The following is a 23,554-nucleotide window of genomic DNA, read 5'->3' on the forward strand; positions in this document are numbered from 1 at the left end:
TTATTGAATGATAATGACATCTGCTTCGCTTTTACGCAAGCAAAGCTGATAACCTGCAACACGAATAGCCATTGGGTCGCCTAATGGCGCAAAACGTTCCACTTCTACAACTTCGCCAGGCAAACACCCCATCTCCATTAACTTAACAGATAAATCAAGATCTGTAAAAGCCATTATTGTTCCTTTTTCGCCAACTTTTAAGTGTGAAAGTTTCATGTGCTTAATTTGTCTGCAAGTTACCCTTTCTTTAGATTTATTCCAAATAAGACAGTGATAACTGTTAAATTTTAACGCATGATTTACAGGAAAATGATTTTAGTTCCTTCTTCCACCGCCAGCTCCAAATCCTCCGCCCCGGTTTCTGTCGCCCATTCCGTTACTACGCAGATTATTTCTGTTTTTCCCACCCATTCTGTTAAGTGTGTAAGTAAAGGAAAACATGAAATAGCGTTTGAGCACATTGTAACTAACATCCTGAATGGTATTGTTATTTGCCGTTCTGGTAATGCCCTGATTTTCGTTTAGCAAATCGTTAATGGCCGCTTTGAAAGTACCCCGATTTTTGAAAAACTGCTTACTGATGTAAGAATTTACGAGTGTAAACTTCGTGTCGAAGCCCTCTCCTCTCCCGGTATTTTGGTTATAATCGGCATCAACATACCAGCGAATATCTCCGGGAAACATATAACTTACAGAGATATTCGGGCTAAAGGTGTAATACCTGGTGTTCGAGTTTGGCTGAACTGAATAGGTAGATCGGTTAACAGAACCGCTTACACCTGCCGTAAGCTCGAGCTTCTCAAGATTTGAAACCAGCCGGTAACCATTTGTAAGCGACCAGCTGTTGGTAATATTTTTTAGCGAGTTGGTAAAATTTACGTCTCTGTCATAACTGCCATTTGCACTTATCTGGAAATTTAATTTATTCTCAGCCATAATTGGAAGGCTTAAAGATGAAGCGATTGACCCCGTGTAAGTTCCGCTCACATTTACCGGAAGGACTGCAATTTTACCCTGATTTATTCCACTTTGAATTAAGCTGCTGCTATTTGCGATTTTATTTGAGGTTTGTGTAAGATTAAGATTGATAAACAACGACCTATTTTTACCAGCGGTAAAAGTATTGTATGCAACCCTCAAAGTATTGTTAAACTCAGGCTTTAAATCCGGATTGCCAAGCGGAATACTTTGCGTGTTAGTATTGTTCGGAATTGGCTGTAGCTGCTGGATGGTGGGTTGAGTAGTGCTTCCTCTATAATTGATTACGAGCCGTTTGCTATTACTGAAATTATAGCGATACATGGCCGATGGTGTGTAGTTGAATACATTTTGTTTCAGCACATAATGCTGTGTTAAATTATTGTTAGTTCGGTCTGTATTCTGAACCGCCATCCCAATATTCCAATTGTACTTTTTTCCATTTCCATTGAAGCTGAAACCCGCCGAATTTGTTAAAATGGTATTTTCATAAGAGTTACTGTAAGTTAAATCGAGTAAATCATATTGCAGCGTTGCCGGATTGTAATTATAGGTAAACCTATCGGATGTATTATGATTGTAGCCATTCTGGTAGTTAAATTCCAAACTAAGAATTTTAGATATTGGCTCGGTGTAAACCAATCGCGAACTTTGATTAATTGATTCTGACTGCTGATCGTTAAACTGATTGGTTACTTTTTGTGTCGTCGTCACTCCATTTATCGTATTATCAATAATGTTATTGTAGTTATCAGCGTCGTTATTATTAATACTTGTATTAAAGTTTAGCGATAGGGTTCTGCCTCTGCGCATAAATTTTCTTCGAAGCAATATGTTGTTGCTTATTGATGGAGCAGTAGAATGATTGTTTAAAGCCTGTGTTCCGTTCGTTACATAGCTGCTGTAATCTCTGGTGTAAATACTATTATTTAAACTTTCGTTATTGGTGTAGCTTAAGGTAGGTTGAATACGTAGCGATGTTAGTGAATCGATTTTAGTATCAATCATAAAATTTAACCGGTGATTTAACCTATCAGAAACATTATTTTGGTTGTTGTTGAATACAGTTGTGATATCGCCCAAAAGGTTTTGTGTAATGCTGTTTCTTAAAATAAGATTTTCGGTTTTATTGAAAAAGTAACTTGCACTAAGCTGAGTTTGGTCTGAGTAAGTATCTGCGAAGTTAAATCCTAAAGCATTTGTGGTGGTTATACCTGCGCTTCGGCCGCCTGTACCACCGTTGCCACCCAAACCACCGCCAAAATTTTGTTTATTTACATTGTTAAATTGAGCAATAACACTCATTTGCTGGTCTTTATTAAACCGGTTTACGTTCGCGTTCACGTCGTACCTGTCATTAGAGCCGTAACCTGCGCTGCTGTTTCCAAAGTAGCCGTTCTTTTTGTCTTTCCTCGTGGTTATATTAATGATTTTCGTGCGTGTGCCATCATCTATACCGGTAAACTGTGCCTGATCGGAAAGCTCATCAATAATTTGAATCTTATCAACCATATCTGCAGGGAGGTTTTTAGTTGCAAGCAAAGGGTCGTTTCCAAAAAATTCCTTACCGTCCACTTTAACTTTTGTAATGGTTTCACCTTGTGCCTTTACCGCCCCTGCTTTATCAACTTCAACGCCTGGTAATTTTTTAAGCAAATCTTCAACAACAGCATTTTCTACCGTTTTAAACGAACTTGCATTAAATTCTAGCGTATCTTTTTTAACCACGATAGGCGGCACCTCTGCCTTAATTTCTACCGTTTGTAAATCGATGCTTCCTGTGGCCAATATAATATCGCCAAGGTTCACATCTGCTTTATCTGCAGCAACGGTAAAATCTTTATTTGCATTTTTTAAGCCCAGAAAAGCGGCGTACAAACGGTAGCTGCCGGGTTGGAGGTTTTTAAAAATAAACCTGCCATCTGTCGCCGTGGTTGTAGCACCAACAACGCTCGAATCTTTCAAATTTTTAATGGCAACAGAGGCGTAATCTAAGGGTTTCTTATCTTGAGATTGAATAACTCTTCCACTAACCGATCCCGATTTTTGCTGGGCATAAACAAAAGAAAAAGAAAGCAGGAGCAGGCTGGTAAAAAGTATCTTCATTTGGTTACATCGTGTGTTCTTTATCTAAGACCTTAAACTCTGGCGAGGGTTTGTTTAGGTCAGGTAACAATTGAAATACAAAAGCAATTAAACAAAAAAGGCCCGTTCGAATCTCGAACAGGCCTTTTTGTAAGCATCAAGTTTTTTTCACTTAAAACCGAGGACGGCCTCCACCCTGGCCACCCATACCTGGCATTTGAACATCGTTACCGATATTTCTACCGCCAATACGTGTAAGTGAGTAAGTGAATGAGAACATATAATAACGTTTCAAAACGTTGTAATTTAAATCGGTAATTGTATTTGCTGTAGCTGTACGACTAATACCCTGGTTTTGATTAAGCGCATCATTAACGGCGATTTTAAATGTACCGCGGTTTTTAAAGAACTGGCGACTGATGTAAGAATTTACCAGCGTGTAGTCTGTGTTATAAGCATCTCCGCGACCTGTGTTTTTATAGTAATCAAGATCTATTGCTAAGCGAATGTTTCCTGGTAAAACATAAGAAACATCAAAACTCGGTGTAATGGTGTAAAAAGTATTGTTTGAATTGGGTTGTGCAGAATATGTTGCACGGTTATATGTTCCGCCAATTCCTGCTGTAATGTCCCATTTATCCAAATTGGTCACAAACCTATACGTATTTCCTACCGTGAGCACATTCGTGATGTTTTCAATACCGCTGGTAATATTTGTTCCTCTTGAGTATTGTGTAGTTAACGTTGCATTTAAATTCAATTTGTTATTCGGGATAATGGGCTGGCCTAATACAATATTTGCATTGCCACTATAATTTCCGTTAACATTAATATATTGAGAAGCAATTTTGCCATAATTAACATCGTTCGGGTCGGTAACCGCAGATTGACTTGAAGCAAAGGCGTTAAACGTTTGTGTAAGGTTTAAAAACACCGCAAAGAAACGCATTTTTGCGAAGGCAAAATTATTGTATCTAACGCTCAATGTGTTGTTAAAAGCAGGCTTTAAGTTCGGGTTACCGATAATTACTGATTGGGTATTTGTATTATCAGGAATTGGTTGAATCTGATCGATTGTTGGTTGCTGCGTTGTTCCTCTATAATTTATTGTTAATCTTTTACTATTACTAAAGTTATACCTAAACTGCGCAGATGGCGTTAAATTCACAAAGTTTTGAGAGAACACCACGCCAGTTGTAAGGTTAGTGTTTTCTCTGTGAGTTTGCTGACCGGCAACACCAATATTGAAATTGTACTTCTTTTGGTTAACGGTATAACTCAAACCGGCAGCATTTGTAAGCGTTTGGTTTTCGTAGTGATTTGAATAAGTATTATCAACAATATCGAAGTTACCTGTAATGCTGTTAAAGTTTAAAACATTCCTATCAGATGTGCTATTGTTTATTCCATTCTGATAATTCAATTCTAAACTTGTTGTTTTAGACAATGGCTCTGTATAAACAACCCTTGTCGAATTTGTGATGTTATGGCTGTTCAAATCGTTCAACTGATTTGTAAGTTTCTGTGTAGTTATGCCATTTACAGTATTGTTGTCGAGAATATAATTGATGTTGTCAGAATCGCTATCATTTATCGATGTGTTTACATTTAACGACAATGTACGACCTCTGCGTTTGAATTTTTTCCTCACTAAAATATTGTTATTAATCACCGGCGTGGAATTACTTGTTGTGTAACTTTGATTACCAACTGTATTCGAAGCACCGGTAGCAATTACGTTATTTCTAACATAATTATTCAGGCTAAGCCCATCATTTTCAGTATAGGCAATATTTGGCTGAATCTTAATACTTGTAGAAGAATCCAGTTTGGTATCTATCATAAAATTCAACCTATGGTTAGACCGATCACTATTACTGTTTAAGTAATTATTTACATTCTGAGAGGTATTACCCAACAGCGTTTGAGTACTGCTGGTTTGCTCATTAAACACAGAAGACTTATTGAAAAAATAACTTCCCTGAATCTGAGTACCATCTTTGTAAGTATCACCAAAGTTCAAACCAGCTGCATTAGTTGTTGTAATACCGCCACCAGCAGATGTGCCACCGCCACCGCCGCCGCCGCCACGACCGTTACCACCACCGCCAAAACCATTGCCCTGACCGTTACCACCGCCAAAGTTCTGTTTATTTACGTTATTAAACTGTCCGATGAAACTAAATTGCTGATCATTATTAAACTTGTTCACGTTTAAACTCGCATCGTAACGATCATTGGTTCCATAACCAACAGTGCTATTGCCAAAGTAGCCTTTTTTCATACCGCTTTTGGTTGTGATGTTTAAGATCTTGGTTCTTGTACCATCATCAACACCGGTAAATTGCGCTTGTTCGGATAGTTCATCGATCACCTGAATTTTATCTACCATATCCGCAGGAAGATTCTTGGTCGCCAATAATGGGTCACTACCAAAAAACTCCTTACCATCAACCTTAACTTTTGTTACGGTTTCACCGCCCGCCTTAATGCTACCATCTTTCGCAACTTCAACGCCAGGCAGTTTCTTCAACACATCCTCAACCACAGCATTTTCTCGAACTTTAACCGATTTTGCATCATATTCAAGCGTATCCTTTTTTACTACAACGGTTGGCACCTGCGCAGTAACGTTTACGGTATTTAAATCTAAGCCATCATCAGCCATGGCAACATCGCCAACATTTACGGCTGCCTTTACCACAGTTACATTCTTGTTTGTGGTTTTTAAACCAAGGAATGCGGCAATTATTCTGTAATTACCTGCCGGGATATTTTTAAAAGAGAAAGTTCCATCAGAATTTGATTGGCCAGATGCGACAACGCTCGAATCTTTTAAACTTTTAATTGCGATTGTAGCATAATCTACAGGCTTTTTATCTTTGGCATTAATTACCCGGCCATTAACCGAACCAGTATTCTGCGCCTGTGCAAAGTATCCACAAAAAATTAGAACAAGAAATATTGCTCCGCGAACGTAAATTTTCATCAAAATATAAATATAAGTATTACTAAACTATGCTATCAGACTTAAGGATTGCCCAAAGGTTTGTTAAGGAGTGTTAAAAGTTCGGTAACATTTTAAATACAGCGCCAAAATCCAAGGTTATGCTGTAAATTAAACGGTATAATAGTTTATTTGCGGGCAGCAGGGTAAGATTTGTAGTAAACCTTAGGGCAGTTACAGCCTTTTTTAAAAATACCGCAACCATTTAAACCCAACAGGACAACTAAGCAGATTAAACTAATTTTTCTTTTCATCGAAATTTAACTTATGCAGTAAAATGTAGCTAAATACAGCCATAAAACAGCCTAACATGTCGCAGGCAAAGTCCCACCACTCAGCAGAACGATAAGTAAAAACTTTCCATTGCAATAACTCAATTCCTCCACCAATTAATGCACTGATTAAAATGATTTTGAAAATTGTTAAGGTTCTAAATCCAAAATTATTCTGGTATTTTATCTTTCCGTAAAAAAGAAGTACCGATAGAATAAAGAAGAATCCAAGATGGGTCATTTTATCAAAACCCTCAAAAAAGAAACCGCCACTTTTGGTTTCGGGCATTCTGATATTGCAAAGCACTAAAATTACCGCAGTCCAGAAAATGGCCCACTTTTGATGTTTTAGTGCTTTGAACACAGTATTCGAACTAGGCTCCAACTAAAGATTGGTATGCATCTGCAGATAATAAATCTTCCACTTCTGCTAAATCAGATAATGAAACTTTCACCATCCAACCTTTACCATAAGGATCAGAATTTACCAATTCAGGATTATCATTTAATTCAGTATTAATTTCCAAAACTGTTCCGGTTACGGGCATAAATAGGTCAGAAACTGTTTTCACGGCTTCAACTGTGCCAAAAACTTCTTCTTTTGCAACTTCCGAACCAACGCTGTTTATATCGACATAAACAATATCGCCTAGTTCGCGTTGTGCGAAATCTGTAATGCCGATTAATGCTTCACTGCCTTCTACCTTAACCCACTCGTGGTCTTTGGTGTATTTTAATTCTGATGGAAAATTCATTTGTTTCTAATTTGTTTGTTCCAAAGTTAGTTAGGATTTTCAAGATTTCAGTTTTTTAACGCTAAAAATGTTAAGGTTTACCATTTTTAACCAAAAAAGTTATCATTAATTTAAACTAAATCTCAAACTAAGTCCAAAATTACTAAATGAGTATTGAAGGTTCGACCGGTATAAGGCTTTGTAATGTTAGAGTTTGATATTAAACTTCTGATTTAACATAATCAATGCTAAGTCTCAAGGTGATATTTCTAGCGCTAGTTCCGTTTTTTAAAGATAGAAACATATCGTAAATAACTGCGGTCCCAAGTGTCTGCGCTAAGACGCTGTACGCTTCGGTTTTGAGCGTAACTGCGTCGGACTGGCAATAAGTAAAGAGTTCTAGATTAAGCGGCAATTGACCCTCTTGCGAGGTTATTTATTTCTTTAATAATTGAGGCTTGAATCTTAGCGTCATCAACTGGCACAAGAAACCCATTACGCTCTATTAGGCATCCTTTTTCTATGCCATCAATAAATACACGACACTTATCAAGGCCATCTTGAATTTGATTGAGGATAACGACATCCCCATTTACAAATAAAATTCGGGTTTTATATTTCTTAAACATGTTCTCAAAAGTTAGGTTAACCTCTTTTTACAACATGCGTACCATTTTCATTAATAATCTGTCAGCACCTTAAACACTGAAAGAATAAACCTGTTTTAAGCTCCTTAGTGTACATTATACACACTAGAAAAATAAAATATTTTGCTTGAGTATGTTATCGAATAATGCGACAAAAAATCAATATTCATGTCTTTATTTAAAGACACTAAACGTTCAAAATGTAGCTTAACCGACAGCGTTTTGTCATTTGGCGATTGACATATCAATGGCCTTTCAACTGAATTTAATGAATCAGCATTGGATAACGATATTCAAAATTTAAGTATCATGAACTTAAGGAGGAGAAGTTTGAAGGCTTTTCAGCCTTCTGGCAAATTAAAAAATCTCAATTTAGAGCGGACTTCAATTCCTAAAACATATATAAAAAATACATGGTAGCTAGCAATTTCAGAAAATAGACTTTTACAGGATTATTGGTCAAAATAATTTCTTCGATATACTAACAACTGAAGAACCTATGATTGAGCGGAAAGAAGATGAATGACAATTTTTTTCTCACCATAAATATCACCATTAATTTAAAGTAAATCTCAAACTAAATCCAAAATTACTAAATGAGGTATTGAAGGTTTGAGAGGTATAAGGCTTTGTAATGTTAGAGTCGTAGAAAAGTTTGATATTAAACTTTTGATTTAAAACATAATCAACGCTAGGTCTTAAGGTAATGTTCTTAGCGCCAGATGAAATTTCGGCTTCCTCAACATCTGCCCGGTAAATAACTGTTTTGTTATCTCTAATGGCAACATCAAGTTTAAAATCCATATTGTTATCCATCTTTAAACTTTTAAACCAACCAAAAGGAAAACGGAATTTTGTGGTACGATAGCCTAAACCTAACACCACATTATTTTCTGATAACTGTGCGAGCTGGCTATTTGACAAGCTTAAACCCAGCAACCGCGAACGATTTAATTCGAAAGTTGCAGTAAGGTTGTTTTTTAATCTTGTATCTACACCAATTAGTGGCGAAAAGTATTCTGAAACCGTAACCTGAGCAAACTGGAACTGAGGAAGAAAATTATTATTGGCATCTCTTGCGCTCGAATAGCCGTTATTTTCCTGATAGCGAAGCAGCGAATTGTAGCCGTTGATATTATATGCAGAACGATAACCATGTTTAATATCGATTGAAGAAAATCTATCTGCAATAAATGGAATGCTCGTTAAACCGCTATAGGTTAAACTCCAGTTTGGTAGGGGGATTTTAGGGAACGAGTTCATTGAGGATGTGCTAGCATCTTTGCCGGAGTACGCTGCTAAAAATGCCGAGATAACTACATCCTGACTTTCTTTGCCATACCCGTCGGCAAATCCATTTGCTTGTCCGGCTGAATTTGGATTTTGACCACCCAAACGCTGCGAAATTATCATTCTGTTAGACATGAAGCGGTTGTACAATGCAGAAACCGTATTGGCATTACTTTCTTTGAATGCCGTACCCAGGGTGATGTAAGAAATGCTGTAGTCGCCGGTTGTAATTGCACTCAAGTTCTCGAAAGAAGAAACACTGGCAACGTATCTGAAATTGGTCGAGAAATTTCTCGTTTGTGCACGGTTCGCCCTTAACGTAATTCTTAAATCCCTTATCGGCTCCAACTGTCCGGTTAATTGAAAATCTTCCCGAAGCGTGTTCACGTACATTTGCGTTTGCAAAGTATCAGTTGTTAGCCAACCGTTGTTTAAGGCCATGTCTCTTATATCCCGCTGACTGCCAAAAACAAAGCCCAATCCAGGCGCTCCGCTTACATTATCAATACCAAAATACCTGCTTCTTGGCAAGTAACCAGGCAAAAACGTACCCTTTGTTTGCACGTAGTTTATGTTTACATTTTTTAAACTGGTTACCAGATTGATGAAGAAATTCTTTGCTTTACTGCCCCCCTGAATGTTGCCCGCGTTTCTGATGAAACCAAACTTGTTATAAAGGGTAGTTAAGTTTAAGGTGGGGTTTACCTGGATATTTCTGCTATTTTGTATGGTATTACCTAAATTTATATTCGGATCAATAAGGGTTGCCAGAGGTTCAGTTTGCCAGTTAAAGTTTGTTCCGTATTTTGTTAATAAAGTAATCCAGTTTAAACCCGGAATTTTATTAATCGGAACCGCATAGGTAACATTTAAATTGTGATTATAATCTGTCGTACGGCCTAAACGTTTCAAGTTTTCCCAAACTGTATCGCGTTTCAAACCATCAATCCTGCCGTCTGGTTCATCTATAATGGAGTAATTGGTCGCATTAAAATCAAGCTGCAATGAGCGGGTTAAATTCCAGGCAATGCCATAAATGCGGCTCATGCGGAAATTTTTGTTAAAGGTAGTTCCGTAACCACTTTGCAATAATGGAATTGCATTATTAGGATCGTTATTTCTCAACGTATTTTCCGAATAAAGTCGATCTACATCAACCCTGAAATTAATTGCGCTCGGCAAAATACTGAAGTTGAAATCCTTCAATATGGCGAGCATATTCGATTTGATGATTTTTTCAAATGGCGCATAACTCTTCGCTTCCCGCGAATAACTGTATTGCAACGAGCCCCTATACGTGTTTTGAATACTGCTTTGGTTGATAAAGTCGCGGTGATCGTATTGCGTGTAAGCGTAACTGGCAGAGAAATTCTCGATGTCCCAAAGCCTTACCGGCTTGCTATTATTTATACGTTCTTTGCGAACATTGGTAAAATTTATTCCCCTTCTAACCGTATAATCTTGTGCAAAGTTTAAAATCGAATCCTTTTCTGCCTTTGTAGCTTGCTCCAGCGCATTTTTTAATTCTATATCCGGTGTTTTAGGATTATACTGAGGAGTGGAAACCTGCTTTGAATAACTTACATACATCGGAATTTTAACGCCTGATTTCTGAGGTAAAAATTTACCCAATTCTACGGCTGATGACACATCTAACAAAGTATTGTCGGCCCGGTTGCGCTCGCTGACTTTTGAATCTATCGAACCGAAACCTATGGTAGATTTGCTGCCTGAAATATTAACGTCTGCAAAATCGGCTAATTTTAGATTTAAACGCCCGGTTGCAGCCCAGCCACCACGTTCATCAAATTCAGTTAACCTTAACTCATTAAACCAAACTAAAACATTTTTATCCAGCCCATCATCGCCCTCGGGATTAACCTGGCTTCGCAATGGGTTTTTAACACCCAACATATAAACCCGAACCTTACTCATATCTGGCTGGCCTTTTACGATAATCGTTCTTACACCATCAGAATACGTAAACGGTACATTTATTGGCCATGGTGAACCATTTGCCTGCTTTGCCGAATTACGGGCGAGCTTTGCATTTTGAAACAATGTTAAGTCAATGTCTATCTGGTTTGCTGCAGGCCATATCGCATCAGGGTCTGTGGTGCCTGGAGAAGTTACCTTTAATGGTAAAACATATTCGTAGTAATTATCTTGGTTATCCGTTCCGATCCTCAAAAAAGCGGCAACGTCATTATCGTTTAAAACCTGATTGTTCACCGCCTCGGCATGCACAAACATTTCTAAATGCTTATAGGAACGGAAATCGCTATAAGCTGTTTTAAATGCAGCTCTTCCATAGCCGTCTCTCAACGTTTTTACGGTTACAGATAACGATTGTTCATTTAAGCGGGTATCGCCACGGTAATTACTGTAATCGCGTTCGCGGATGATTCCCGGAGGTGTAACATATGGAATTGGAGAACGTTTGCCGTTTTCCTCAATATTAACAGTAGAAACTTCTATCGAAGAATTATCTGGCGTTAATAACGGCAGCGATGGATCTACAATAACCTGGTCGGCTGTATTTGTAGCGTTAAATTCCCGCCACTCGCCTCTAATTAACTGCAGTTTTGCAAAACGCATTACGGTAGTATCGGCGAAGTTGGTCATAAACATCCTGAAAAAACGGATGGATTTAAAATCCTGAATTCCGCCAACTCTTTGCTGGTAATCGCCAATTGGAATTCGAACCTGATACCAGGAAACCGCCTGCGTATTACCATTTGCAAGCCTAACCTGCGAGGTTACTTTATCGGTAATAAAATTCTGGCCTACAACTAAATCCGCCGGGCGCATCGAGAATTTATACTGAAAGTACTCATCGCTCTGCGTCATATTATTATCGCGGTTGATGTCTTCACCATCAGGCAATGATGTTGAAGCTGAATTCTCTATACCCAATTCTTCCTGAGACTGCTGAGCGGTTTTCGAATTCCCTTCCGGACCGTTATATTTTTCGTACCGTTTTAAAATTCCTGCATTCAGCTGATCAAGCGCCGGACCTCTAAAATATGTGTAGTCATCGGATGATGGATCGGCATCTATCATGGCTGCTGCAGCAGCGCTCAACTGTCCTTTAATTAAGTTAATCGCCGCTGCAAATTTAGCCCTTTCGTTTTCATTCGATAAACCATCTAGACCAACGTCTTGCGCCTTGCGGGCATCAGGACTATTATCAAAAGCCTGAACAACCGGCTGCAATTTTGGTACCCGTCCCCAGGTTGTTTCATCGAACTTAGTCGGGTCGTTAGTTGCGGGCAATCCATTCTCCAAAGCTTTCCTGCCATCCTTTAAAATGTCTTCAGAAATATTTCCCAAATTGAAATACAGATCTCCACCCGAAGAATTTGGTTTATAAATAAACGGGTCCATCACCCAAAACTCAATAAAACCAATATTTAAAGCCTCAAAATCGTTTGTTTCTATTTTGCGTTGAAATCCTGCCCAGTTATTTCGCGGGTTTAATAGAGTACCATCTCTGTTAAAGCCAGTTGTTCTAAAATTGTATGGGCCGCGAAGCGTTGGATAATACGCAACATCAAGCGTTGCAATGTTTAGGGCCTGGCCTGTTGCCGTTTGTTTGAACGGAAATACTTCCTGCTCAATTACTTCCCTAACATAGTGATTAGAAAGTTCATTTCGATTGTTACGAATATTTGCAGGCGTTGTAGATGCCGCCGAATTATAAAAAGTTGGGTCTATATTGTAAAAGGCTACTCTAGCCCTGTTGTAGCCATAAGCTAAATCATTTACCAACTGTGATTCGCTAAACAACTGAGGCGTACCAGAAAGTTGCCACGAAATAGCACTTTTTAAATCAATAACCGACCTCGAAGCTTCGAAATCATCGAGATAACTTACACCATTTTTACTCCCTGCAAAATTTAGAGCTTTCGGGTGACCAGGAATCAGTTGCGCAAATTCTCCGTAAAAAGTAACACTTGACGGTGCTTTGGTTGATATTAAAGGCAACTTATCTACAAGCTTGGTTAAAAACCTTGAAGGTGAGCTGTAGTTGATATCAGCACCCCAGATGGTGTTTGATATAGGTTCTTCACCAATATTTACCTTTTGTGTAAGTGGTTTCTCGGTGAGGTTCATAATGGTACCGCCGAGGTTAAGTTTATTATTAAGGCGATAATCTAGCCGCGTTCCAAACAAAGACCTTTGCTGTAAACCAAAAAGTTCGTTGTTTTCTGTCGTAATCCTAATGGGCTGACCAGAAGTTAGAAGCGCCTGGTTTATAATACTTACGCGGCCGCCCTGATAGTCGACTGTAAAATCGACGCCTTCAGTTAGAGGCATGGTACCCGCAAAAACTTTTACAGAGCCTTCGGGAACGTTGATGGCATTTAAAGTAAATTCTGAAGAAACATCAGATTGATAATTACCTTTGATAATGTACCGATTCTTGTTCTGAAACAGTTGTTTAGCAATGGTTTGAGTAGAATCGTAAAGCGCTGTAAAAGTGTATTTATCAACTAACGCTTGTTCGGATGGAAGAAATTTAGTTGCTAAATCTTTACCAAATGGTTCGATAATAGGAAAAATTATGCGACCGTTTGCCGGATCGATGGTTATGTAACCCGTATTGGTGTTCGTAATTAGAGAGGATAATCCTGAAGCGGAAAAGTTTGAACCAAATGTTGCGGAACTGTTTGCCGTATAAGAATTTGTTGCGGAACCGAAAGCATTATTTGCCGGCACAAAGTCGAAAACACCATCCGATTTCCGCTCGTTTTGCTGATTTAACCTATCAAATTCGACCAGTCTTATCCACTGCTTATTTGCGGTGTTCTGCCCTTCCGTCATAACCGGATTTTCCACCCCGGTTTCGTTGTCAATTCTGTAAATATCTAATCTAAAATTCTGGCTGCTAATTTGATAACCTCCAATTGAATAGATGTTTTTCATCATCAAATCCCAGGTTGGCAAATTAATTTTTGTGGTTTCATTCTTTAACAACTTTGCGAACAAAACTTTCGGGTTGGTTGCATCAAAAGTTACATCGGTTGAAAACTCACCCACCTGATATTCTACTCCATTGTATGTATAACGATAGGCAACAGCCAAAACTTCATCAGAATTAAGTGCATTGTTTAATGAAATGTAGCCGAGCTGAGGCTGAAAAGTGAACTCCCGTTCGGTTAATTTTCTCGCGTAAGTAAGCTTCGCAAAGTTATCAGTAGCACCATTTGCCTGGAAATACGAGATTACATCATTTGAGTTGGTAAACCGAGCTCCCGGAGGCAAATTCTGCAATAAATTGTTCGATTGTTGCGTAAATCCCGTTGCGGTCGTTCCGCCGGGTAAGGCAGACCCGCCACCAGTGATTTGGGCAGTATTGTAGGGTACGTTCTCACCTAAATCCAGGAAGCCTAAAACATCTCTCGAATCTGTAGTGCTACCAGATTTATTTGTTATCCAGACCTCGATTTTTGTTATCTGAATTGGAGAGGTAATAACGGGCGCATTTGCGAGATTTTTGTTATAAGTATTTCTGAAATACTGTGATAAAAAATAGTGCCGGTTTGCCTCATAGTTATCAGCGCTCAAACGGAACTCGTTAGATTGTGCACCATTGGTAATTTTAATTTCTCTCGATTGAGATTTCTGCTGCGTGTAAACACTGGTTACATTCAATTTACCAAACTGCAACTGTGTTTTTAATCCAAACAGCGCCTGTGTTCCCGTAATTAAACTTGTATTAAGTGGCAAACTTACGTTTCCGGCCTCAATTTTTTTAATGATATCATCCGGGCCGCCGGTATAATCTAATTTAATCTGGTTCTCAAAATCAAACTGCGCCTCCGTATTGTAATTACTCTTGATTTTCAATTTTGTTCCGATATTTCCAACCAAATCCATTTGAATGCGCTGGTTAAAATCGAAATTGGTTTGAACCCTTTGCCTTTCATTAAATAGTGGATTTTCATTTTTATTTACCCGACCTAAGAAAGTAAGTTCTGCTTCTCCACGAGGCTGAATATCGATAGTCGTACCGCCAAAAAGCTTTTCAAATGCCTTGCTATTTACCTGAATTTTAGGAATAATGCCCGTGTTCCGAAAATCGCTAACCTCCGCATTAGAAATACTGCGCCAGTTTCCCCTTTTAATCTCACTGTTCACCAGGCGCTGGTATTCGTCAACCGTTAAATATTGAGTATTGGTAACGTATTTATCGCCGACTAAATCTTTAACAACATACCGTTTATTTTTGGCATCGTATTCCACCACCCTTTTTAAAACGTTAGGAAGCGGATAAAACGGGTTTGTGGTAGGGCTTAATCCAAGAAGCTGTTTTTCGCGAAGGCTAAAGTTGTTTTTAGACATAGCGGTGTCCGCTTTGCCTGTAACAACCTGTGATATGGCGTTTTCAGAAGCAAATAAAAGTGGGATGAGAATTAGTAGGGTAAATATTCTCTTCAAAGGCGGTTAGATCTATAAATTTTTCAAAGCTTGTTTAATTAGCTGCTCTACCGAAAGCGTTCCTTCTGTTACTTTTAAAATCTGATCGATAGTTTTTTCGGCAGTTTGTTTGGCGAAACCGAGCATTACTAATGCAGATAACGCTTCATCTTTAACGGTATTGTGTTGAGGCATAGAAATTAGTGAATCTACGCCCTCCTTCTTCAGTTTATCCTGTAATTCGAGCACCAACCTTTGAGCGGTTTTCGCTCCAAGCCCCTTAATACGCTGGATTAGCGCATAATCGGCCTTAACAATTGCGGTTTGTATCTCTACCGGCGTAATAGACGACAAAATCATCCGGCCGGTATTTGGGCCAATGCCAGAAACTGAAATCAGGTGTAAAAACAATCTGCGTTCACCTTCATCTGCAAAGCCATACAAAGTATGCGCATCCTCTTTTACATGAAGCCATGTATAAAGTTTGCAACGCTCAGCATCACCCAGGCTGCTGTAGGTATTTAGCGAAATATTAATGTGATAGCCTACTCCTCCGGCTTCTACAACAACGTAAGCCGGGTTTTTAAAAGTTAATTTACCATCAATGTAAGCGTACATCCGTTTTACGGTTTTAAATCTGTGTCTTTATGCTTGTGGGGAAAATCTAAAATCAATTTACTTCTTTGCGGGCGTTTTTGCAAAAATACCTTTGCGTTTTGAAGTTCCGGCGAGGTCTTCCTTAGCCTGAACGTCTACAACTGCTATCGTAACCATATTTACAATTTCGCGTACAGAGCTACCAAGTTGTACAATATGCACCGGTTTGTTTAAACCAAGCAATATTGGCCCAACTGCTTCGGCGCCACCCAACTCCTGTAATAGTTTATATGCAATGTTACCCGATTCCAAGTTAGGAAAAATTAAAGTATTAGCAGGGGCATTTACCAAAGTACTGAACGGGAAATTATCTTTCAACAATTCATTGTTTATTGCAAAATTACCTTGCATTTCGCCATCTACTACAATTTCAGGATGTTGCTTGTGCAGGATATTTACTGCTTTCCGAACTTTTTCAGGCACAACGCCATCATTAGATCCAAAATTGGAGTAAGACAGAATTGCAACCCTTGGTTTGATGTTGAATTGTTTAACAGATTTTTCGACTAACAAAGTAATGTCTACTAGTTCTTCAGCAGTCGGATCTACATTTACAGTTGTATCTCCAAAAAACACTGGCCCTTTCTTGGTCATCATCATGTACATACCAGCTACACGTTTCACCTCAGGATCTGCACCGATAACATGCAATGCAGGTTTTATAGTGGAACCATAATCTTTGGTTAAACCAGAAATCATAGCATCAGCTTCGCCAAACTCAACCATCGAGGCACCGAAGTAATTACGATCTCTGAGAAGTTTAATGGCATCACGCTCAGAAATGCCTTTACGCTGACGCTTTTTGTATAAAGCATTGGCGTATTTTTTGGTTTTCTCAGGCTCCTGCATCTGGTCGATGATTTGAACACCATCCAGCTCTAAAGCATGTCCATCAATAATTGCCTGTATTTTTTCCCTGTTACCGAGCAGTATCGGGATTGCGATTTTCTCATCACGAACAATTTGCGCTGCTTTTAAGATTTTATAATTATCTGCTTCAGCAAAAACCACACGTTTAGGGTCCGATTTGGCTTTATTGGTTATCGAGCGCATAATTGCGTCGTCTAATCCTAAGCGTTTTCTAAGTTCTTCACTGTATGCATCCCAGTCGGTTATTGTTTTCCGGGCCACGCCACTTTCAATAGCAGCTTTCGCTACCGCGATAGAAACCTCAGTAATTAACCTAAAATCTACAGGTTTTGGAATGATGTAATCTCTGCCAAATTTTAAGTTTCTTGCATTGTAAGCTAAATTAACAGCCTCGGGAACGGATTTTTTTGCCAGTTCGGCAATTGCTTTAACTGCAGCAATTTTCATCGCTTCATTAATTGTTGTTGCACGAACATCTAAAGCACCGCGGAAAATATAAGGGAAACCTAACACATTGTTAACCTGGTTCGGATAATCAGACCGGCCGGTTGCCATAATCAAATCTTTGCGGGTTTTAACTGCAAGTTCGTAAGCAATTTCCGGATTCGGATTCGCCATTGCAAAAACGATCGGGTTTTTCGCCATACCAACAAGCATATCTGGTTGTATAACGTTACCTGCAGAAAGGCCGATAAATACATCAGCACCCTTCATTGCGTCGCCAATGGTTTTTATATCCGTTCTAAATGTTGCGAAGCTCATCCGCATATCATCTAAATCAGTGCGGTGAATATCAATTAAACCATTGATATCGAACATTACCAGGTTTTCCCGTTTTACACCGAGCGACAAGTACATTTTCGAACAGGATACCGCCGCTGCACCCGCACCGCTTACCACAACTTTAATTTTATCTATTTTTTTCTTCTGAATTTCACAAGCATTCAATAATGCCGCACCAGAAATAATTGCTGTTCCATGCTGGTCATCGTGCATTACAGGGATATTCATCTCCTGTTTTAGCCGACGCTCTATCTCAAAGCACTCAGGTGCCTTAATGTCTTCTAAGTTAACGCCCCCAAAAGTTGGCTCTAAAGCCTTAACAATTTTTACAAAATCATCAACATTTTTGGTATCGAGTTCCAAATCAAAAACGTCGATATCGGCAAAGATTTTAAATAGCAGACCTTTACCTTCCATCACCGGCTTGCCGGCTTCAGGACCAATATCACCTAAACCCAAAACAGCCGTTCCATTACTAATTACTGCAACAAGGTTTCCTTTTGCGGTATATTTGTATACGTCTTCTTTATTTTCGGCTATTTTTAAACAAGGTTCTGCAACACCAGGCGAGTAGGCCAAAGTTAAATCGCGTTGTGAATTTGTTGGTTTTGTTGGTACTACCTGTATCTTTCCCGGCCGCCCTTGCGAGTGGTAATCAAGGGCATCTTGCTTTCTGTTCGTATTACTCATTAATTGTAACTAACTAGTGACGGTGCAAAGGTACAATTCTTTTACGGAGGGTTGAAATAAATACGAAAATGAATGAAGTGGCGAAGCAAATCGTTTACACAAATCCTTTTTGCATCAGCGCCAGTTTTGGCTCGAAGCTAATATGCTAAAAACTAGCCTTTACTAATCTTCAAAACCATACCAACCTGCAAACCGGCTCTTGCCAATCTGTTATCTCTTTTGATGTTCTGAACCGTAGCACCATCAAACTTTTCAGCAATTTCTGATAGTGTATCGCCACGTTTTACGATATAGCTCGAGTATAAAAGAGGAGCTTTTAGAACAGTCTTTCTTGCGGTATAGATCTTAAGCTTTTGGCCGGGCACAATATTTTTGCTCTTCAGGTTGTTCCAAACCTTTAAATCCTGCACTTCAACACCGTATTTTTCGGCAACAGTATTTAAACTTTGCCCTGGCGACACTTTGTAATAAACAATAGCCGACGAGCTTACAGAAGCAGGTTTTTTCTTTCTAAGTTCTCTAGCATCATCGGTATTTGCCTGGATAACCTGCATTTTATTATCGAGATCTTCATTGTTAAGTACATCGTACATTGCAGCCAAATCGGCGCCTTTTATTTTTGGCAAAACCAACCGCTTTGGTAAGTCTGATGTGCCGTTGACAATTTTCTTTTTGTATGATGGATTCAATGCAAAAAGAGAGGCATCTTCGATATTTAAAACCTTGGCTAACGCAGATAAAGACACAAAGTGATTTACCTGCATGGTATCTGTTTTTAAGAATAAGTTGCAGGCCTGCTCCGTAATCTGATGTTTTGAAGAATAGTTCATCACGTAAACCGCAGCAATAAACGCCGGAACGTAGTTGCGTGTTTCCTTTGGCAGATACTGTCTGATTACCCAAAAATCTCTCGAACCAGCTTTATCAATCGCCCGGGTTACATTTCCCTTACCGCAATTGTAAGCAGCAATGGCCAATAGCCAATCCCCCAACTCTTCAAATGCATCGCGAAAATAAGCAGCGGCAGCATAACTGGCTTGAACAGGATCTTTGCGTTCATCAACAAAATTATCCATTTTAAGGCCGTAAGCTTTCCCGGTACCAAACATAAACTGCCAGATTCCCGTAGCGCCAACTCTGGAAACCGCATGCGGATCCATTTGAGACTCTACAATAGTTAAATATTTTATTTCTTGCGGAATATTATAATCTTTTAATGCTTTTTCAAATATTGGAAAATAGTAATTCGATAGGCCAAGCATTTTGCCAAACATATCTTTACGTTTTGCATAAATGTCAATGTATTGCTGCACATACTCATTGTGCGGCAAAGGAATTGATTTCGTAATTGAATCTAAACGAAGCTTGTAAATGTAATTTTGGCTGAGGAGTAAAGGATTTTCAATAACAGCCGGAACCGTTACCGTATCATTATTTACGAAAATGTTATTTGATTTCTTGTAGAGGCTGTCGACTTTTAAAATTTGCTGTCCAAAAGAAAAAGACACGAATGCGGTTAAAGCACAAAATGTAGTAAAAAGTAGTTTTTTAATCATGGGCCATTTGTTATTAAAACCGCAGCTCACTTTTATGGACGGGATTGAACCAAAAAAGCAGAAAACACAGAGAAGCAATTTTTTAGCTGGCTCCGATTTTATAACGACGGTTATAGTGATAAAAATGCCTGAGAAAAGGCTAGTAACTGCGCTTCCTCAAAATGTTTGGCTATAAACTGAATACTTAACGGCAAATTAGCTTTATTATTGCCTATTGGCAAAGCGATGGCAGGATTGCCGCTTAATGATGGCAAAACTGTAAAAATATCCGCCATGTACATTACCAAAGGGTCCTGCATGTTATCGCCAATTTTAAATGGTGGCGTTGGTGCCACAGGCAATAAAATTAAGTCGTAATCCTGGAATAAAACATCTAGTTTCTCTCTTATCAAGCGCCTAACTTGCTGCGCCTTCTGATAATAAGCATCGTAATATCCGGCACTTAAAACGAATGTTCCTAAAAGAATTCTACGCTTTACCTCTTCCCCAAAACCTTCTGCACGTGATAATTTATACAATTCGGTTAAAGACTTTGCTTCGGCATTGCGATGGCCATAATGCACGCCATCATATCTGGACAGATTTGATGATGCCTCTGCAGTGGTTAAAATATAATAAGCTGGAACCAGGTAATCGAGTAAATCGAACGAAACATAATCGATTACATGTCCCTGAGCCTTCAAACTTTCTATTGATTCTAAGATTGCCGATTTTATTTCCGGGTCAAGCGCTTCGCTTTCCATTGTTTCTTTTAAAACAGCTATTCTTTTAGGTTCTAGCTGATTTAAATTTGCAGAATACGCTGGAACGTCCAAAGGGGAAACCGTCGAATCATTTTCATCTGCGCCTGCCAGAACTTCTAAAAGCAAAGCAGCGTCTTCTACAGACGAGGTAATTGGGCCAACCTGATCGAAAGAAGAAGCATATGCGATAACACCATATCTTGAAATTCTACCGTAAGTAGGTTTCAAACCGATTTGACCACAAAAAGCTGCCGGCTGGCGAACTGAACCACCAGTATCTGTACCTAAAGCGGCGAGGCACATATCTGCCTGAACGGCTACTGCCGAACCACCAGAAGAACCACCGGGAACCAAATCAGGGTTTACTGCGTTTTTTACAGTCCCAAAGTAAGAGGTTTCATTAGAACCACCCATTGCAAACTCATCGCAATTTAACCGACCGATGATTACGGCATCTTCCTGCAATAAACGTTGTACAACGGTAGCAGAATATGGCGAAACGAAACCATCGAGCATTTTTGAAGATGCTGTTACGATATGATCTTTATAGCATATATTATCTTTAATGCCGATAACCATGCCCGCAAGTTTGCCGGCATTGCCTTCCTCAATTTTCTGTTGTACTGCTTTCGCCTGAACTTCTGCCGAATAAAAAAACACCTCGTTGAATGCATTGAGGTGTTCATTTTCTTTAATTTGCTTAAAATAATAAGCCAATAAATCGGGTAGAGTTAGTTGCTTTTGTGAAATGAGCGCTTGTATCCCTTTAAGAGAACTGTATTTCTTCAAAACTAAAAACTATGGTTATTAAACAGTCTTATCACGGTTAGACGGGTCTACTTGTTCTCCATCAACACCATCTTTACCATCTTTAAATTCTTTTACACCTTTACCTAAGCCACGCATAAGTTCAGGAATTTTTTTACCTCCGAACAATAACAATACTACTACTGCAATAATGATAATTTCGGGTGTGCCAAGCATTGCTGCTATTGTTGTATTTAACATAACTTTTTTGTTTAAACTTTTTGACTGTCAGTTACTATTTTCTCGTCGATGGGAGTGCTTGAGGGATAAGGAACATCTGCGCCGGTGTGTGTTACAGGCTCTGCTGCTGCCGCCGATGGAGTTGTTGCGGTTTCAGTTGGATGATGGTGTTCATTATTATTATTTGCAACGGTTTGCTCTGCTTCTTCTTTGTCTAAATCCATAGCATTAATGTTTCTATGAATTTCACGCTTTACACCATCAGATGCATCTTTAAATTCTCTGATTCCCTTTCCAAGTCCTCTGGCTAATTCGGGTAATTTTTTACCTCCGAATAACAAAAGTACCACTACTAAGATGAGTACGATCTCCGATCCACCCATGTTTAAAAACTCTAATAACGTGCCTTGATACATCACTAATCTATTTTATACAAATATAAACATTTAATTGCCTAAAGTTATTTACTTATCCAAGCTTCTGGGTTTAACTTGGTTTGACCCCGCATAATTTCAAAATGCAAATCGGCAGAATCAAATGTAGTGCCTAGTAAACCAATTGTCTGCCCCGTTTTCACATCGTCGCCTTTTGAAACACTGGCAGATTTCAAATTCTGGTAAATTGTAAAATAATTACCATGCCTTATAATTACCACATATTTACCGTAGATTAAACTAACCATTGTAACGTCTCCATCGAATACTGCCCTTACTGCAGCGCCGTTTACTGATGTTATATTTACACCATCATTAGTGTACGGTGCTTGGTCTACCATATGTCTCCCAAAAGTTTCAGTGATTGTTCCACTAACTGGATACGGTAATCTACCCCTATTATTTTCAAATCCCGCAGCCAATCTTGCCGATTCCGGCGTAGCCGTAAGTGCCTCACTATTAGTTTTAGCCTTAGCTGCAACCGGCGCAGCCGGAGCTGGTCTGTTTTCTGCTTTAGCCTTCGCCGCAGCCGCTTTTGCCTCCGCAGCAAGTCTTGCTTCTTCAGCTGCCCTCTTCCTCGCCTCTTCTCTTTTCGCTTCTTCAATAGCCCGTTGGATAGCAGCTCTGATTGCCCTGTCAATTTGCGCCTGCTGCTTCTTCTTCGAGGCAATATCCTGTTTAAAAGTGCGCTCCTGCTTGCTTAAATTATTCAGCACAGCCGATTGCTGGCTTTTATCTTTGCCTAAACGTTCTCGTTCACGCTCCTGCTCTTTAAGTAAATCACTTTTCTCCCTCAATGTTCTATCCAGAACTTTGATTTTTCCATTCAGATCTTGCTGAGTATTTTCTATATAGCCAGCCTGTTTTTTACGGTACTGACTAAATTGCTGTAAATATTTTATGCGTTTATACGCCTGGTTAAAATCTTTTGCGGCAAAAATGAACATCATTTTATCATATGAATTTCTATTTCGCTGGGCAAAACGAATCATGCCTGCATACTCCTTTTTCAAGTCGCCTAACTGGCCTTGCAAAGTATGTACGGTATTTGTGTTCTGAGAGATTTGATTATCGAGATTTTTTATTTCGGAATTAATCGCACCGATTTTATCCTGCCTTAATCTAATTTGCGTATTAATTACATTGATTTGTTGCAAGGTAAGTTTCTTGCCATTAGCAGTTTTATTAAGACTTTTTTGAAGTTGCTCAATATCGCGTTCTATCGCTTCTTTTTTCCTTCTGAGTTCGTTTGCAGTTTGAGCCGAAGCCGACAGGGCAAACACACTAAAAAACAGAATAAATACAAGTTTGTGTAGCTTCATTAAGCCAAAAGTATAAAAATTCGCAGTAAAAATACATTAAAATTGATATACGAATGGCATTATTGGCAGGTGAAGC

Annotated in this window: 14 protein-coding genes; all 14 read right to left on the bottom strand. The window is 39.0% G+C overall.

The genetic code is table 11. From position 1 onward, the window contains the following. The 14 genes from ASG14_RS15855 to ASG14_RS15920 all read right to left on the bottom strand — a co-directional run bounded on the left by ASG14_RS15855 (position 1) and on the right by ASG14_RS15920 (position 23,478). A complete protein-coding gene (locus ASG14_RS15855) occupies positions 1-216 on the bottom strand; it encodes a FeoA family protein (RefSeq protein WP_056872037.1) in 216 nt (71 codons plus the stop codon). A 99-nt stretch (positions 217-315) separates the two neighbouring features. Further along, positions 316-3,084: an outer membrane beta-barrel family protein gene (locus tag ASG14_RS15860; RefSeq protein ID WP_056872038.1), complete on the bottom strand. Its 2,769-nt coding sequence runs from the start codon at positions 3,082-3,084 to the stop codon at positions 316-318. Positions 3,085-3,235: 151 nt separating this feature from the next. After that, a complete protein-coding gene (locus ASG14_RS15865; RefSeq protein ID WP_056872039.1) occupies positions 3,236-6,052 on the bottom strand; it encodes an outer membrane beta-barrel family protein in 2,817 nt (938 codons plus the stop codon). Between the two features lie 255 nt (positions 6,053-6,307). Beyond that, a complete protein-coding gene (locus ASG14_RS15870) occupies positions 6,308-6,706 on the bottom strand; it encodes a VanZ family protein (protein WP_056872094.1) in 399 nt (132 codons plus the stop codon). Positions 6,707-6,716: 10 nt separating this feature from the next. Continuing rightward, positions 6,717-7,097, bottom strand: coding sequence for a glycine cleavage system protein GcvH (gene gcvH, locus ASG14_RS15875; RefSeq protein WP_056872040.1), 381 nt, complete (start codon positions 7,095-7,097; stop codon positions 6,717-6,719). A 383-nt stretch (positions 7,098-7,480) separates the two neighbouring features. Then, a complete protein-coding gene (locus ASG14_RS15880) occupies positions 7,481-7,705 on the bottom strand; it encodes a hypothetical protein (RefSeq protein ID WP_056872041.1) in 225 nt (74 codons plus the stop codon). A gap of 573 nt (positions 7,706-8,278) precedes the next feature. Continuing rightward, a complete protein-coding gene (gene sprA, locus ASG14_RS15885; protein WP_056872042.1) occupies positions 8,279-15,457 on the bottom strand; it encodes a cell surface protein SprA in 7,179 nt (2,392 codons plus the stop codon). 12 nt (positions 15,458-15,469) lie between these two features. Then, entirely contained in the window at positions 15,470-16,054 is a 585-nt protein-coding gene (gene ruvA, locus ASG14_RS15890) for a Holliday junction branch migration protein RuvA (protein WP_056872043.1), read from the bottom strand. Between the two features lie 57 nt (positions 16,055-16,111). Continuing rightward, a complete protein-coding gene (locus ASG14_RS15895) occupies positions 16,112-18,436 on the bottom strand; it encodes an NADP-dependent malic enzyme (RefSeq protein ID WP_056872044.1) in 2,325 nt (774 codons plus the stop codon). Between the two features lie 152 nt (positions 18,437-18,588). Further along, positions 18,589-19,992 (bottom strand): lytic transglycosylase domain-containing protein, encoded by a 1,404-nt coding sequence (locus tag ASG14_RS15900; protein WP_056872045.1) that lies wholly within the window; start codon positions 19,990-19,992, stop codon positions 18,589-18,591. Between the two features lie 110 nt (positions 19,993-20,102). Beyond that, positions 20,103-21,524 (bottom strand): Asp-tRNA(Asn)/Glu-tRNA(Gln) amidotransferase subunit GatA, encoded by a 1,422-nt coding sequence (gene gatA / locus ASG14_RS15905; RefSeq protein WP_056872046.1) that lies wholly within the window; start codon positions 21,522-21,524, stop codon positions 20,103-20,105. Between the two features lie 18 nt (positions 21,525-21,542). Continuing rightward, complete coding sequence (locus ASG14_RS15910; RefSeq protein ID WP_029287719.1) at positions 21,543-21,743, bottom strand: twin-arginine translocase TatA/TatE family subunit; 201 nt, start codon at positions 21,741-21,743, stop codon at positions 21,543-21,545. An 11-nt stretch (positions 21,744-21,754) separates the two neighbouring features. Beyond that, complete coding sequence (locus tag ASG14_RS20715; protein WP_056872047.1) at positions 21,755-22,138, bottom strand: twin-arginine translocase TatA/TatE family subunit; 384 nt, start codon at positions 22,136-22,138, stop codon at positions 21,755-21,757. Positions 22,139-22,182: 44 nt separating this feature from the next. Then, positions 22,183-23,478 (bottom strand): murein hydrolase activator EnvC, encoded by a 1,296-nt coding sequence (locus ASG14_RS15920; RefSeq protein ID WP_056872048.1) that lies wholly within the window; start codon positions 23,476-23,478, stop codon positions 22,183-22,185. Between the last annotated feature and the right edge of the window lie 76 nt (positions 23,479-23,554).

The sequence above is a fragment of the Pedobacter sp. Leaf194 genome, from assembly GCF_001423945.1.
Lineage (GTDB): Bacteria > Bacteroidota > Bacteroidia > Sphingobacteriales > Sphingobacteriaceae > Pedobacter.

Excerpts from the sequence above, each read along its gene's own strand:
- ASG14_RS15855 (WP_056872037.1), bottom strand. The coding sequence starts at position 216 with ATGAAACTTTCACACTTAAAAGTTGGCGAAAAAGGAACAATAATGGCT.
- ASG14_RS15860 (WP_056872038.1), bottom strand. The coding sequence starts at position 3,084 with ATGAAGATACTTTTTACCAGCCTGCTCCTGCTTTCTTTTTCTTTTGTT.
- ASG14_RS15865 (WP_056872039.1), bottom strand. The coding sequence starts at position 6,052 with ATGAAAATTTACGTTCGCGGAGCAATATTTCTTGTTCTAATTTTTTGT.
- gcvH (WP_056872040.1), bottom strand. The coding sequence starts at position 7,097 with ATGAATTTTCCATCAGAATTAAAATACACCAAAGACCACGAGTGGGTT.
- ASG14_RS15880 (WP_056872041.1), bottom strand. The coding sequence starts at position 7,705 with ATGTTTAAGAAATATAAAACCCGAATTTTATTTGTAAATGGGGATGTC.
- ruvA (WP_056872043.1), bottom strand. The coding sequence starts at position 16,054 with ATGTACGCTTACATTGATGGTAAATTAACTTTTAAAAACCCGGCTTAC.
- ASG14_RS15895 (WP_056872044.1), bottom strand. The coding sequence starts at position 18,436 with ATGAGTAATACGAACAGAAAGCAAGATGCCCTTGATTACCACTCGCAA.
- ASG14_RS15900 (WP_056872045.1), bottom strand. The coding sequence starts at position 19,992 with ATGATTAAAAAACTACTTTTTACTACATTTTGTGCTTTAACCGCATTC.
- ASG14_RS15910 (WP_029287719.1), bottom strand. The coding sequence starts at position 21,743 with ATGTTAAATACAACAATAGCAGCAATGCTTGGCACACCCGAAATTATC.
- ASG14_RS20715 (WP_056872047.1), bottom strand. The coding sequence starts at position 22,138 with ATGTATCAAGGCACGTTATTAGAGTTTTTAAACATGGGTGGATCGGAG.
- ASG14_RS15920 (WP_056872048.1), bottom strand. The coding sequence starts at position 23,478 with ATGAAGCTACACAAACTTGTATTTATTCTGTTTTTTAGTGTGTTTGCC.